At 61.0% G+C, this 15,552-nt stretch carries 10 protein-coding genes; all 10 read left to right on the top strand.

What is annotated here, in order from left to right:
- Positions 1–202 precede the first annotated feature (202 nt).
- The 10 genes from ACUTR7_RS19840 to ACUTR7_RS19795 all read left to right on the top strand — a co-directional run bounded on the left by ACUTR7_RS19840 (position 203) and on the right by ACUTR7_RS19795 (position 15,364).
- The gene (locus ACUTR7_RS19840) at positions 203–2,023 is read left to right on the top strand and encodes an ArnT family glycosyltransferase (RefSeq protein ID WP_445609624.1); all 1,821 of its coding nucleotides are present in this window, start codon (positions 203–205) and stop codon (positions 2,021–2,023) included.
- On the top strand, positions 2,020–4,035 hold the full coding sequence (locus ACUTR7_RS19835; protein ID WP_445609623.1) for a hypothetical protein: 2,016 nt from the start codon (positions 2,020–2,022) through the stop codon (positions 4,033–4,035). The genes ACUTR7_RS19840 and ACUTR7_RS19835 overlap by 4 nt, the downstream gene beginning before the upstream one ends.
- 21 nt (positions 4,036–4,056) lie before the next feature.
- Positions 4,057–4,407, top strand: coding sequence for an EamA family transporter (locus ACUTR7_RS19830; RefSeq protein ID WP_034397334.1), 351 nt, complete (start codon positions 4,057–4,059; stop codon positions 4,405–4,407).
- A gap of 5 nt (positions 4,408–4,412) precedes the next feature.
- Complete coding sequence (locus tag ACUTR7_RS19825; RefSeq protein ID WP_445609622.1) at positions 4,413–5,390, top strand: glycosyltransferase; 978 nt, start codon at positions 4,413–4,415, stop codon at positions 5,388–5,390.
- Between the two features lie 51 nt (positions 5,391–5,441).
- Positions 5,442–7,316 carry a hypothetical protein gene (locus ACUTR7_RS19820; RefSeq protein ID WP_445609621.1) on the top strand — a complete coding sequence of 625 codons (1,875 nt, stop codon included), beginning with the start codon at positions 5,442–5,444 and terminating at the stop codon, positions 7,314–7,316.
- Between the two features lie 86 nt (positions 7,317–7,402).
- The gene (locus ACUTR7_RS19815; protein ID WP_043820300.1) at positions 7,403–8,200 is read left to right on the top strand and encodes an HAD-IIB family hydrolase; all 798 of its coding nucleotides are present in this window, start codon (positions 7,403–7,405) and stop codon (positions 8,198–8,200) included.
- Between the two features lie 635 nt (positions 8,201–8,835).
- Complete coding sequence (locus ACUTR7_RS19810; protein ID WP_123695492.1) at positions 8,836–9,426, top strand: fimbrial protein; 591 nt, start codon at positions 8,836–8,838, stop codon at positions 9,424–9,426.
- 113 nt (positions 9,427–9,539) lie between these two features.
- On the top strand, positions 9,540–10,301 hold the full coding sequence (locus ACUTR7_RS19805; protein ID WP_445609620.1) for a fimbrial biogenesis chaperone: 762 nt from the start codon (positions 9,540–9,542) through the stop codon (positions 10,299–10,301).
- Between the two features lie 274 nt (positions 10,302–10,575).
- Positions 10,576–13,668, top strand: a complete 3,093-nt coding sequence (locus ACUTR7_RS19800) for a fimbria/pilus outer membrane usher protein (RefSeq protein ID WP_445609619.1) — start codon at positions 10,576–10,578, stop codon at positions 13,666–13,668.
- A 646-nt stretch (positions 13,669–14,314) separates the two neighbouring features.
- Complete coding sequence (locus tag ACUTR7_RS19795) at positions 14,315–15,364, top strand: fimbrial protein (protein WP_445609618.1); 1,050 nt, start codon at positions 14,315–14,317, stop codon at positions 15,362–15,364.
- The last annotated feature ends 188 nt before the right edge of the window (positions 15,365–15,552 follow it).

The following is a 15,552-nucleotide window of genomic DNA, read 5'->3' as shown; positions in this document are numbered from 1 at the left end:
AAATTCTGGCAGATATTCTTGCGTCTTATATACCCCATTTTGCACCAACGCACACCCCGTATACAATGGAGTTGCACCCATGAAGGCCATAACTATGCGGTAGCCGGAACAATGGTCTTCTATGGCACCTACCGTAACACCTTCAAACGAGAAGACTTTGGGTGCGCCACATATGCGGTGCACTGTTCTGGGAAAATTTTCCTTGGGCGGCGACATCGGCACTCGGGAAAACAGTACTGAATTTGAAATGCAACAAATCCTGAACCAGCCATCTCAGATGCCTCCCGCGCAACAGCGCAATACCGATATGCGCTGGTTATTGATTGGTTTGGTTCTTCCATTGATGATTTATGTGGCACGGGCCACCCCTATCGTGGCAGACGGCTTTCTTTGGTTTGATACCGAGTACACCTATCTGCCGCTGGCCCGTAGACTGTTGCAGGATTCCACGTCCTTTTGGAACAGCCCCGATATTTTGGCAGCCGCTCCTGGTATTTTTGTCTACATGGCACTGGCACATGCAGATGTGGTAACCATCCAGACTTTCAATTTAACTCTGGCTTTAACCTCGGTAATTCTGCTCTTCGATGCAACCCGACGCAGCTTCGGCTTCGTGGCCGCATCTGTGGCAGCTTGGCTCTGTGCCTGTTCACCAGTTCTGGTCTTAATCAGCATTTGGCTGATGGCAGAGCCTCCATACCTGTTTCTGGTGGCACTATGGCTTTGGGCCAGCGCCTGCTGTATGGATCGACATGCAGGCAAAGTGCTCGCATGGATTTCCCCCATGCTGGCCGGCCTTGCTCTGGGAATGGCGACCTTGACGCGAGCCACCTACATGTATTGGATTCCCTCGGCCATTGTGGCCCTGTGCATCCTAGCTATTTCGGCACGATGGCGTCACCTTCTACCCTGGAAAAAGCTGTTGCTCGCGCACGTAATAGCGCTGATTTGCATTGGCGCCTACATGGCGGCCAATGCTCAGAAATTTCACAAACTGACTATCGCAAATGGGGCAGGAGCAGCACTCTTTTTCGGAATCAATCCCATGCTGCGAGGGCAAGAACCGCCCTATTTTGGTCTTGCGCATAGCAGCCCCACACAAATGAGTCACTTATCCATTGAAGGCGACTCCATTCTGACGCAGGCCCATAGAAAAATTGCTTCATCATTGCCACTCGCCTCATTGTTCAAAACACACCTTGACAAGGCAGCTACTTTTCTATTTTTTAGCAAAAGTCATTTACGCAATTACTCGGAGAGAGCATGGCGGATCTTTCTGTTGGTGCTGGCAATCTGCGGTGCCTGGCTCGGCCGCCACAAGCCTATGACTTGGCTACTGGCAGGCGTGCTTATCTATCAATGGGCTGTCCACATCCCCGTTCTCTACAATCAGCGATACAGCGTCAGTGCGCTCGACACAGGATTAACCTTGCTTGCCGCAGCAGGTGCAGGCATGCTCTGGAGCTTACCTCGTCGGAAACTTTTCATTTCATGCACAGCCGCGATCATTGTGGCAAGTGTCCTGGGCGGTGCCTGGCACCAACGCTATAGCCCCCCCGCACTGCCCCAGGTGAACGACGCGCCTCAACAGCTTATGAGATCCGCAGCCTTGGATGAAATCATGGTCGATGGCTTGCAAGGCAATCCATTTCAGGAAACTGCGGCTATTGCCTCGGGCAACGTGTTTTCCGTGACATGGCGCGCACAGTTCTCGGCCCTCGACGGCAGCAAGCTAGTCCGTCTGCGTGTTCAGGAAATGCACGGTCGCTGCTCACAGGCATGGCTGACCCACACCAGCCAGCAAGGCGAAGAAAAGACGACGCATATTCGGTTGCGAGGCTGGCGTGGCGAACCCGATTTCGCGTGGGGCCTCAACAACATGCAGCATGCAACCCCCAGCACACAGCTGCGTATTAAATTCGAATGCAGTACAGACACGAGCGTGCGCTTTTCTGCCATGGAACTGCATGAAGCCAGCTTGGGGCAATGGCTGAACTCCCTGTCAGCACACACTGAGCAATGACTTTCACCGCACATAACAAAGAACGTACGGTTCGGCTTTTCACGGCTGCCTGGCTGGCCTGGATTCTGCATGCAGCAACCAAACAGCTGATCCGCTACTTTCCTTCAGCAGATGCCGAAATCAACGGCGACGCCTACTGGACCTACCTTCCCAACGCCCGCAAGCTGCTTGCAGACCCCTGGACCTTCCTGACCACCGACCCCGCCAGCTACTACGTCGCCCCGCTGGGCTACATCTGGGCCGCCGTATGGGGCGCCGACCATGCGCGCGTCGAACTGGCCAACTGCGTACTCTTTCTTGCCTGCGTTCTGATGATGTGGCGCTGCGCCACGCGGCTGGGCGGACTGTGGGCCGGGGTGATCGCGACCAGCCTGCTGGTCAGCTACCCGGCACTGGCTTCGTTCATTCCGCAGGTACTGACCGAATCGATCTATCTCTTCGGCCTGATGCTGTGCATGACAGCGGGCATTGAATACGCACTGGGAGGGCGGCGGCCTCGCCTGCTGCTAGGCCTGTTCGCCATCGGCCTGACCATCACCCTGCTGTCGCGCCCTGTTCTGCAGGTCTTCACACTGGCGGCCCTGATCGCTGCGCTGGTGCTGACGGCATACGCTGCCTGGCGCGGCCCGGCGCTTGGCCGCACTCTGCGCTGCCTTTCGCGCATCATTGATCGCCGCCTCTGCGTGGCACTGCTGGCCGCCATCCTGCTGCCCGCCGCAGTTGTAGTGAAGAACGGCACCTGCTTCGGTGTCTGGGGATTGGGCACGGGAGCAGGCTCGGGCCTGCTCTATGGCCTGAGCCCCTCCAAGATGGGATTGGAGCCCGTCTACTCGGGCTTTGGCTACGACGCATCGCTCGTCCCGCAGACGGCCTCCGACATGACCACGACCAACCCCCTTGCCCACGAGTCGGACCGCATCAATGCCCGTGTGGGCCTGGAAATCGTCAAGAACACCCTGCTAATGGACAACGCCGTGTTCTTCGCCCACAAAATCAAGGCTTGGCTGATCTACAGCACGCCCGAACTGCAGTTCCTGCGCAAACTGCGCGCTTTGCGGGTCTTCGAGTGGCTTGCCATCGGCTTTGCCGCCATCTCGCTCGCTCTCCAGGCGCGGCGACGCCCCAAGGGCGAACGCCTGCGGCTGCCCGGCCCTCCAGGGCGCGAGCCGGAGCGGCTCACCATCCTGCTGACACTGCTCATTCTGGTGCTGGCCATGGCGGCGCAACTGGCGCCTGTGCTCTACAACACGCGCTACAACCTCTTTTTCCTGGAGCCCTGGCTGATGCTGCTGTGCGGCGTGGCATGCGCCATCCTGCTGCAAAAACCTGCCGCGCTGGCCACATCCTCCGGCTCTGCGGCCAGGGGTCTGCGCCAGCTGGCGCAATGGCTGCCGCGCAAGGTGGCCATCGTGCTGGTGCTCGCACTGCTGCCGCCTGCGCTCGCACGCTACACGGCCCGTCACGAAACCTGGGGCATGGACCCGTATCGGCCCGGCCCTGTGGAGATGGCACTGGACCGCACCGCCATGGGCGCCCTTCAGTCCCAGGATGCCACGGACCTCGGCGAGGGCCGGTGGAAGCTGACCACCAGCCCGGCCGCCCTGGTCATACCGCTGGAAATCAAGGAGCCCGGCATCCTTTCCCCGCATCGCACCATGGATGCCATCTGGCGAGCGCGCTTCGCCATCGAGCTGCAGGGAGAAGAAGCCCGCACCTGCCGCAAAGCCGCCGTACAGGTCTCCAACGCCTATCAGTCGAACGACTGGTATGAGCCCGATACCGCCCTGCGGCTGCGCCCCGATGGGAAAGCCCACACCTACGCCCTCCACGGAAACGACCATCTTCGCCCGGCAGGACCAGGCAAGCTGATCATTACCTTCCACTGCCCCAAGGACACCGTCATCACCTGGTCTGGGGCGGAGCTGCTAAGGTCCACGCTTCCCGAGGCGGCACGGGCCCTGGTTCAGCACGGCGTGCCCATCGACCCCTATTACCGCAACGAACCTCGCTGACGCCCTCTTCGAATCCACGACATGACTCCGTTTCTCACCAGCATCACCATCCTGTGCGTCCTGGGCATCTCGCTCGGACAGATGCTTTTCAAGAAAGCCGCGCTGTCCATACCCGAGGCTGCCACCTGGCAGCACTGGGTCTTCAACGGCTGGCTCATTACCGCTCTGGCCCTCTACGGCATTACCACCCTGGTATGGATCTGGGTGCTGCGGCACGCGCCGCTGCATCTGGCCTACCCCTTCATGGGACTGGCCTTCGTGATCGTTCCCTGCCTGGGGTGGCTGTTCCTGAACGAACCCATCCGCATTCCCACGCTGGTGGGCGGCGCCCTCATCCTTGCCGGAATCACCATTACCGCCCACGCATCCTGAGACCCATGTCCACTCCCATGCGCATCGCCGTCGCCATCCCCTGCTACAAGGTCACCCAGCATGTGCTCGGTGTCATCAACGCCATCGGCCCCGAAGTCGAGGCCATCTATGCCGTGGACGATGCCTGCCCTGCCGGCAGCGGACGCTTCATCGAGGAGAACAACACGGACCCACGCGTGCGCGTGCTCTACAACCCCGAGAACCGGGGCGTGGGCGGCGCCATCGTCACGGCCTACAAGGCGGCGATTGCCGACGGCATGGACATCGTGGTGAAGATCGACGGCGACGGCCAGATGGACCCCTCGCTGCTGCCGCTGTTCGTGCGTCCCCTGCTGCGCCACCAGGCCGATTACACCAAAGGCAACCGCTTCTACCGGCCTGAGTCGGTACAGGACATGCCTCCGGTACGCCTGTTCGGCAATGCCGTGCTGTCCTTCATGACCAAGCTCAGCTGCGGCTACTGGAACGTGATGGACCCCACCAATGGCTACACCGCCGTGCGCACTTGCGTGCTGGCCGAGCTGCCGCTGGACAAGCTGGAAAGCCGGTATTTCTTCGAGACTGACATGCTGTTCCGCCTGAACACCGTGCGCGCCGTCGTCAAGGACGTGCCCATGGATTCGGTCTATGCCGATGAGGAGTCCAACCTCAAGATCGGCAAGGTGCTGCCCGAATTCCTGCGCAAGCACGCCTCGCGCCTGTGGCGACGCTATGTCTACAACTACCTGGTGCGAGACTTCAACGTGGGCACGCTCTACAGCCTGAGCGGTGTCATGCTTGTGCTGCTGGGCACCTTCTTCGGCCTCTGGCGCTGGATCGTCAGCAACAGCACCAGCCATCCCGCCACCAGCGGAACCGTCATGCTGGCGGCGCTGCCCATCATCATCGGCATCCAGTGCCTGATCGCCTTTCTGCACTACGACGTGAGCAGCGTGCCCACCGAGCCGGTCAGCCTGTCCCTCGAAGACGAAGCCGTCGCCTGACCGCGCCGTCTTCGCGGCCTGCCACATCCAGTCCTGTCCACCAGCCCATCCATGCCCCACCTGCCTCGCACCTTCCACCCTCCATACGCATCCACGCTGATCGCCGCAGGCCTTGCCCTGGCATCCATGGCAGCCCATGCACAGACAGGTTCTGGTGCCACGCGCAGCCAGCCCCTGGTCATCGCGCCCACGGTGGAAGGCATGCTCCTGTGCGATGAAGCCGTTGCAGACACCAGGATCAAGTCCATGGACGAGGCCTATGCCTTCTGCCAGCAGCGCAAGCTGGACGGCTCCGCTGCCGTCAACCGCCTGCTGGACACGCTGGAGCCAGGCGGCCCCAAGGGCAACGTGCAGATCGGCTACACCGCCACACTGCAATTGCTGGGGCTGTACCAGCGCACGGCCAAGGGCTGGGAAATCGACGAAGCCAAGGTGGACAGCTTCCTGAACGTCATCCGCAAGGTGCAGCGTCCGGTCGTGCTGTATTTCTCGGCAGACCATTTCGACTCGGTCGGCCCCATTGCCGCCGAGCTGGCCAAGGACCCCGTCAACCTGATGCAGCTACGCGACGGCAAGCCTCTGGAACTGGGCTATTTCGGCTACCGCATCCTGCCCTACACGCTCTCGACGGATGCTTCGGTTCCCGTCAACCACTACCGCTTCAAGGCCCTTGAATACATGGCCAGGAAGATCCGGGAGCTGCCCAAGCCCGTACAGGACCGCATCATTGCCTATACCCTGCCCGGTGAACTGCACCACATGTTCCCGGACTTCGAGAACGGCATGGGTGCCTATCAGGACATCCGTGTCACCGACTACAGCCCGGGCTCGGTCGCAGGCTTTCGCCAATGGCTTCGCACCAAATACAAGGACATTGCCCAGTTCAAGGCGCAGACCGGGCTGGACTACGCGTCGTTCGACGTCATTCCGGCCCCCTCCAAGGACATACGCAAGGAAAAGCTCAACGGCTTCGGTGAACACTACGACGCATTCGCCGACGGCACACTTCCCGTGGGCGGCTGGCTGTGGGACCCAAAGCAGGCAATCGAGCGCCTGGATCTCTATCTGGACGGCAAGCTGGTAGGGCCCATGGCCCGCGGCCTCAACCGGCTGGACGTCTACCGCGCCGTGGACAACATCACCAGCCCCAACACCGGGTTCCGCTACAACCTCGACTTCAGCAACCTGTCCGCTGGACAGCACATCGTCCAGGTCGTGGCCGAGTCCAAGGGCCGCAAATACCAGTTGGCCAATGCCAACTTCGTTGTCGTTCCGCGCAATCAGGGCAAGATCGTCAACATGTACCCCCGGCGGCTCGGCTGGATGCCGCCCACGTCCATACTGGAAAAGCAGGGCGTGCGGTCGTGGCTCGACATGCCGGCGCAACTGCAGGACGTCTACTACAACCCCTTGGCCCGCGACTGGAACCACTACCGCGAATCGCAGGTGTACGCACAGCTTGCGGTGTTCCACGAACGCGCCATTGCTGCCGGCCTGCCCGCCGCCAAGCTCTACTCCCACCAAATCATTCCCGATGTGAACCCCTCGTGGAATCCGCAGCTGTTCGCCTCCACCCAGACCCTGGATGGCAAGGCACCTTGGAAGCAGGGCCTGAACATGTACGGCGGCGCCACAAACAGCGACTGGCTGCGCGGTTTCATGAAGCAGCACCAGATCGGCAGCGGCTACGGCGCGCCCGAGTTCAATCCGCAGCAATGGAAACTTGACGGAACGCACCTGGCCGCGCTGAAGGCCCACTATGACGCAGGCGCCACCTTCATCAGCCCCTACTACTTCTCGGTGATCAACCAGCGCTTCAAGGGCGCGGCCGAACACGGCGTCAACCGCATGGAGCTGTCCCCCGACAACCCCAAGGACGGCTCCGACAAGTTCTACAAGGCCATCGTCGAATTCGCCAGGCAGTAGGATGGAGCCCTTGCGCGCACGGTCCGTGCGCGCAAACGCTGCCCTTTTACAAGCCGCCCCGGGCGGCTTTTTGCATTTTGACGACCGTGCCTACAACCCTCCAGCCGCTGTCCCTCTGGACACCTCCCGCATCGCCGCTCGGCATCCTCACCGACATCGACGACACCCTGACCACCGAGGGCGTGGTGCCGGACCATGTCGTCGATGCCATCGCCCGGCTCAAGCAGTCCGGCCTGCGCGTGGTGCCGATCACGGGCAGGCCCGTGGGCTGGAGCGAGCCTTTTGCCCAGGCCTGGCCCGTGGATGCCATCGTGGCCGAGAACGGCGCCGTGGCCCTGCGGCGCAATGCGCAGGGCGGGCTGGACAAGCTCTACCAGCAGGACGAGGCCACGCGCACCGCCAACTACGCGCGCATGCAGCAGGTGCTGGCCGAGATCGAGGCCACCGTGCCCGGGGCGCTGCGCGCCACCGACTCGGCGGGCCGCGAATGCGATATTGCCGTGGACCACAGCGAATTCACCCAGATGCCCCAGCAGGACATTGACCGCTGCGTGGCCATCATGAAGGCGGCGGGCATGAACGCCACCGTCAGCTCCATCCACATCAACGGCTGGTTCGGTGCGCACAACAAGCTCGAAGGCGCGCGATGGATCCTGCGCACCCTGTTCGACATCGACCTCGACGCCACGCTGGACCGCTGGATCTACATCGGCGACTCCACCAACGACCAGCTCATGTTCGAGCACATGCCCCACAGCCTGGGCGTGGCCAACATCGCGCGCTTCGTGCCCCAGCTCAAGCACCTGCCTCGCCACGTCACCCAGGCCGAGCGTGGAGACGGCTTTGCCGAAATGGCGCAGTACCTGCTGACCCAGCGCCCCTGATCCACAGGGCCGAGGGTCGGTGCAGCCCTTGCGGGCCTTCGCCCTCGACCACCCCCATCGGCCCCTCCTGATCTGCGCGACCCGCGCTCCCCCCGCAGACACCATCACCCTCAGCACAGCCAACCGCCCGGCGCAGGCGGGCTGTGCACCCTCTTTCCCCCATTCGACAGAGCAAATCTAGGACTATTCCTAGATCAAGCATCAATTATCAGAATGCGCCCTATTTCATATAGCGGCGGTGCACACCTAGAATCCATCACATACCCAAAGAACAGGTTTTTGTTTCGCCTTTTTCTTTGACAGATTCTCTCCTGCATCCCATCCGCGCCATTGGGCACTGGTGTATTTGAAAAATTCAACTTCAAACATGCCAGAGAAACAAACCTCGCCCATCCCTCGCCAACGCTCCCTCATCCGAACAATTTCTCCATGTCAGCGCCACCACCTATTCCAGCATGATCGCAACCCCTGCAAATCCTTGACCATGCTGACAGTTACCAACCATTGGATTGATGAGGTGAACATGGAACACTGATGATTTATTAACCACTCAAACATTCACACAGTCTCTTATTCCACCAGCGCATTCATCGCTGCTGGAATTTCATTTATCTCTTCAACTCGAGGGAATACCCATGAAAAAGATCGCATTGCTGACATCGGTTGCCGGCCTGGTCATGATGGCCACGAACACCGCTCAAGCAGCAGACGGCACCATCAACTTCACGGGCGAGGTGGTCACCACCACCTGCAAGGTGGACACCACGGTCGCCGGCGCCGCCAAGGACGGCGTGAAGCTGCCCAACGTGGCGAACAACCAGCTGGCCACCGTGGGCGCCACCGTCGGCCGCCAGGCGTTCTCGCTGGAACTCAGTGGCTGTGAGCTGGCCTCCAGCGCCACCGCCACGACGCCGGTCTCCAAGGTCGCCGTGTTCTTCGAAGCCGGACCCAACGTGGACCTGGTCACCGGCATGCTCAAGCCCGCAGCTGCCAGCGGTACTGGTGCGCCCACCGTGGCCTCCGGTGTCCAGATCGCCATCGTGGATCCCAGCAACAACGAGCGCCTGAAGATCGGTTCCGCCCAGTCGCGCTTTGTGGACATCGACAACAAGGTCGGTGGCACGGGCCGGGCCGTCATGCGTTTCGCCTCCGAATACGTGGCCACCGGCCCCGTGACGGCCGGACGTACCGACACCTCGGTGACCTACTCGCTGGTCTATCAGTAATCACTGACTTTCAGGCATATCGGCTGCCTTGCGGTGGTCGATATGCCGTGTCTTCTGCTTTTCTGACATGGGCCCGGCCCCATTCTTTCGCTCAAAACCCAGAGAGTTCTCCGATGCTGACGATCAAACGTTCATATGGGCTTGCTGCCATCCTGTTGTCCCTTCTTCTTGGAACGGCGGCACAGGCCAGCGTGACATTGACGGGCACGCGCATCATCTTCCCCAGTGGCGAGAAGGAAGCCACCATCCAGCTCACCAACGAAGGCAGCAAACCTGCCCTGGTGCAGGCCTGGCTGGACAAGGGCAACAACCAGGAATCGCCTGAGAACATCGACGTTCCCTTCGTCATCACGCCCACCATCATGCGCATCGAGGCGGGCAAGACCCAGACGTTGCGCATCATCTATTCGGGCGAAGCACTGCCTGCTGACAAGGAATCCCTGTTCTGGCTCAACGTGCTGGACGTCCCGCCCAAGGCGAAAATGGAAGGCGACTCCAACAATCTCCAGTTCGCCTTTCGCACTCGTGTCAAGCTCATGTACCGGCCCAGCAATCTGCCCGGCAATGCCCAGGAGGCTCCTGCCCTGCTTCAATGGTCGGCAGGCGTTGACGCCAAAAACCAGCCTGTGTTGAACGCACGCAATCCCAGCGCCTTTGTGGTCAATGTGGCTGGCGTTGAAGTGCAGCTCAACGGTAAATCCTTCGAGGCAGGTGTCGGGCCTGTTCTTCCCGGCCAGGTGGCCACCTTCCCAATCAAGGAACCTGCGGGTGCCAATATGGCTGGTGCGACCGGTGCCACGGTGATGTTCAGCAGCATCAATGATTGGGGCGCCAGTCTCAACCACGAAGCCATAATTGGCAATTCCGCCCAATAAACAGGGCAATGCGAGCAAAGCCACGCGAATCCCCCGTCCTCTCCGGTCTGATTATCTAACGCCACTGCATTTTCAGCCCGGCCAGCACACCGATACACAGCGTTAATACCCAGCAAAACTGCATCGGTCTCTTTACCGGGACTGGCACATCGGCCTTGGCCGTTCGCTTTGCATCGGGCGCACAGCATTAGGAGATAAGCAAATGATCAGGCCAGTCTTTCCAGATTCAGAAAAGGGAATCAAAAGCCGGCATACAAGGCAAGGAAAAGGAACAATGCCGGGGCCAGGCCAAGGCCCTGCCGGATATTTCCAACTGAAGCCCGGCCATGCGCTGCTGCTCTCCGTGCTGGTGTGCTGGCAGTCCGAAGCCCAGCAGGGCCAGCAGGTCAAGGAAGTCACGACCTCCACGTCCACCGGCCAGTGGCAGCCCACGCCGGCTGCCGTCGACTTCGACCCCAGCTTTCTGAACACCGGCAAGCAGACCATTGACGTCTCGCGCTACTCGCGCGCCAACGTGGTCACGGCAGGCAGCTACAACCCAGACATCTACATCAACGGCAACTGGGTTGGCCGCAGCGAAGTGCAGTTCAAGGCACTGGCCGGTTCGCAGGACGCGCTGCCCTGCCTGGACAAAGCACTGCTGGAGAAGGTGGGCATCGACCTCTCGCGCCTGCCGCCCGAGGCCGCCTTGAAGCTGGTGGCCGACGGTGGCTGCAACCGTCTGGACCAGATCATCGCGGGCGCCTTCACCAGTTTCGACTTCAGCAAGCAGCGACTGGACCTGAGCGTGCCCCAGGCCTCGCTGCGCCGCTCGGTGCGCGGCTATGTCAGCCCCGACCAATGGAGCGCCGGCGTGCCTGTCGGCCTGCTCGGCTACCAGTTCAACACCTACCACGGGCGCTCCAGCAACGCAGAAAACACCACTCAGAGCTATCTGGGCCTGAACGGCGGCGTCAACATCGACCGCTGGCATTTCCGGCACAACGGCTCCTTCAGCTGGGCGGACACTGGACGGGGCAACTACCAGAACATCTCCACCTACGCACAGCGCGACATTGCCGACTGGTCTTCCCAGCTCATACTGGGCGACACCTACACGGGTGGCGACCTGATGGACTCCACCTCGTTTCGCGGCATACGCTTGAACAGTGACGACCGCATGCTGCCCGACTCCCAGCGCGGCTACGCGCCCGTGGTGCGCGGCGTGGCCAACACCAATGCCCGAGTCACCATCACGCAGAACGGCATCAAGCTCTACGAAACCACGGTGGCGCCCGGCGCCTTCGTCATCAACGACCTCTATCCCACGGGCTACGGTGGCGACCTGCAAGTCAGCATCACCGAGGCCAATGGCGCCGTGCGCAGCTTTGCCGTGCCCTACGCGGCCGTGCCGCTGTCGCTGCGCGAGGGGCAGGACCGCTACAGCCTCACGGCGGGCGTGGTGCGCCACCTGCCCAATACCTCGCCGCTGTTCTCGCAGGCGACCTGGCAGCACGGCTTCACCAACATGCTGACCGGCTACGGCGGTGTGTCCGTGGCCAAGGGCCATATCTCGCCCATGATTGGCGCGGCGCTCACCACGCCCTGGGGTGCCTTTGGTGCAGACATCACGCACGCCTCCACCAGCATTCCCAATGACGGCTCCTTTTCCGGACAGAGCTTGCGTGCCAGCTACGCCAAGTCCTTTGCGCAGACCGGCACCCACGTGGCCATTGCCGCCTATCGCTACTCCACCAACGGATTCTTCGGCCTCAACGACGCCATGCGCGCACGGGATCAGGCCAATCTGCTACGGCCCTCCACGGACCTGTACCGGCCTCGCAACCGCGCCTCCCTGGTCATGGGCCAGCAGTTTGGCCCCGGGGGAGGCAGTCTCAGCCTCACGGCGTCCACTGCCAAGTACTGGAACCGCCAGGGCTCCAACGTCGACTACGCCATTGGCTACAGCAACTCGTTCCGCAACATCTCCTACAACCTCTCCGCGGCGCGCCAGCGCGATGCCTGGGGACAGTCCAACACGTTCCTGCACGTGGGCCTGTCGATTCCGCTGAGCATGGAGCGCGGCATGATGCTCTCCACCAATACCAACCGCGACTCGCGCGGCCGCGTGCAGGCCCAGGCCAACCTGTCCGGGCTGCTGGGCGACGACAACGCCATCTCCTACGGCCTCAGCGCCAACCACAACACCGGTGGCATGAATGGCAGCAGCACCAGTGCCAGCGCCAACGCCACCTACCGCGCATCGCAGACCGAACTCAGCGGCAGCGTCAGCGCCAGCAGCGGCTACCAGCAGTTCTCGGTAGGCGCGCGTGGCGCCATCGTGGCCCACCCGGGCGGCGTGACGCTGTCGCAATCGGTATCTGACACCTTTGCCATCGTGGAGGCCAAGAACGCGGAAGGCGCGCGCATCAACAACGCGCCCGGAGTGAAGGTGGACAGCCGGGGCTATGCCGTCGTCCCGTATCTGACGCCGTTCTCGATGAACGAGGTCTCCATCGATCCCAAGGGCCTGTCGACGGACGTGGAACTCAAGGAGACTAGCCAGCACGTCGCGCCGCTGGCCGGCGCCGTGCCACTGCTGGTGTTCAAGACAGCCTATGGCCGCTCGGCCGTGATCCGCGCGCGGCAGGCAGGCAACATGCCTGTGCCCTTTGGCGCCAGCGTGCTGGACATGGACGGCAAGGAACTAGGCGTGATCGGCCAGGCCGGCAAGCTGCTGGCGCGCGGGCTGTCAGACCAGGGCGAGCTGCAGGTGCAGTGGAAGACCGACACCGGCATGGTGGGCTGCAACCTCTCCTATACCCTGCCTGAAAGAAAGCGCAGCACCACCTACCAGCCGCCGCAAAGCCTGGAACTGCCCTGCGTGGCCAGCAACAAGCTGCTGCCTGCGGCCACCGACGTGGCATCGGCCAAGCCGGGCAAGACCGCGGCAACCTCAACCGCAACCACCAATGCCAAGACAGCCGTGGCAGACGCCCCGGCCTCCAACGCTGCGTCGGCCGTGGCTCTGGCCGGCATGACCCAGGAACGTACGGCAGCAACGGCACCGGCCACGGTAGTCGCCAGCGCCCCGGCAGTCACTACGGCGGCAGTGCTGCCCGCTCGTGCCACACAGCCGAGCGACAGCCAGCAGGCACTGAAGCTGGAGCGCAACCTGGACGGCCTGCGCATGAGCGTCAAGATCAGCGCCTTGCCCACCACGGTGCCAGTCACCAGCAACACGGGCAGAACTCCCGTGGCGGCAGGGCACGACGCAGGCACCGGCAAGCACAAGCCGCCGCAGCAAACCCTGCGGGCTGACCGTCCGCTGGCCATCCTGCAGCCCAGCCTGAAGATCAGCGCCTTGAAGGCGGCTGACAAGACCTGAATCTGAGGCGAACCCTCTTCCCAAAAGAGGGTTCGCGCTAGCCCAGGAAACGCCACATGGTGCGGCAACCGACAAGCATTTCGATAGTGCCCTTTTACGCGCCAGCGGCACGCAGCACTGCGCGGCCGTACCGTACACAACGCACTCTTGCAGTCATTGGCTCGTGTTGCCACGCCTGCTTGCCGTTTGACGGCTGCAACCGGCGGCTCGGCTGCGCAGCAGATTGAAAAAATGAGCGGTTCAATATGCAATACCGTGCCGGCAGCAATTCTGGCCAACTCTTGGTCTATTTTCAAATAAGCACCCCATTAAGAATTACCCCTCAGGTATCCGCCCCCTATCAATCTTCTTTTGGGAAATGTGCATTTTTCGTCTTCCACGCCCGTGGGCACCACTTCGCAGAGCCGTAGGCAATACCAACCAGTGGTTTGCAGGCAGCGCCGTATTCTGGCAAGGCAAACTGGATATTCCCTTGAGGCCCGCCATCTGAACACCGCTCCCCAGGTGACGCCGGGCAAGGCCAATGGTGCGCGGCCACATTCACGATGAGCTATCAGTAGCACGGTCTGATACTTCTGAGCCTTTGGGGAACCAACGTTCATGCGTGCATTGGGCAGACCTTACCCGATGCTCGAAAGGAAACTCCGTGAAAAATGCACTTCGCATCCTCAAAAGTTCATTTATTCCATTGACTTGGGCCTTGACTACCCCTTCAACATGGGCCTTGTGCAAATTGAACACCAGCGACGGCTTGCCGTACTTCACGGCCGAGCTTGCAGGCATGACGGTTCCTGATTTCGCACCTGGTGACTACGACATTGGAAGCACCATCTTCAAATACAGCGGCCTATTGAAACTCACCAATAAAATCCTAAACTCCGAGAAGCCACAATTTCAATGCAAATCTGAAACAAATGGAACACCTGAAACAACTGGAATGAGAGACTACCTTACAGGCATCGGCCCCCAAGAAAATGGACTTTATGCGGCCCCTGGAACCATCAAGAACATCAAGATAAGATTAAGCGCCTTCACAATACCTTTCCCTTTCCTAGTCTACTCAAAAGACCCAAAGATATCTGGAAACTGGAATGAAGCAAGCTTTTACTATGATATCGAATTGATAAAAACGGGCCCTATCACCAGTGGTGGAATCTTATCTGGCTCATTCGCTCAATCCCGTGCCAATGATGCGGCCGGACAATTGCTGGTCGATTTTCGTTTCGCGGCCCCGGTCGTCATTCGTCCCCGCGTTCCTACCTGCAAGGTCAGGATGAAAGAAATAAGGTTCGACATGGGCGCCGTGCTCATAAGGTCGTCCGGTGGCGTGGGAGCCACCAGCGCCAGCAGCGAGGAACAGAACATTCAGCTGGACTGCTCGGGCGGCGATACAGGGACCGCAACGCAGGTGTACGTGACACTGACCGATGTGACCGACCGCAACAACACGTCCTCCAACCTCACGCTGAACAGGACCTCCACGGCACGAGGCATTGCCGCGCAAATCCTCAGCAACGGCAAGCCGGTGCGGTTCGGCGCAGAGGCGGACGACACCAGCCGATGGTTGGCGGGCGACGTTCCCCAAGGGCAGACGGCGTTCTCGATTCCGCTGCAGGGACGCTACGTGCAGACGGAAGACCGGGTTGTACCCGGCAGCGCCAACGCTTCCGCAGAGTTCACCATCCATTACCAGTAAGCGCAGGCGCTGGAGCCATCCGCAGGACGACCCGGGAAGCCGTGAGAGCGGCCCGCCTGGACGGGCTCCATGGGACCCAGCTTGCCTGAGTAAATATAAAGGGTTTACCCCCTATCAAAAAAGGTGCAACCCATGTGAAATCACGCCGAATCCGGTTGCACCCCAGTCATCGAAAAAGCTCTTTCCCT

The organism is Delftia sp. NA_296.1 (genome assembly GCF_052692095.1).
Note: the sequence above shows the minus strand (reverse complement) of the source record. Positions and strands in the feature narration are given on the sequence as shown.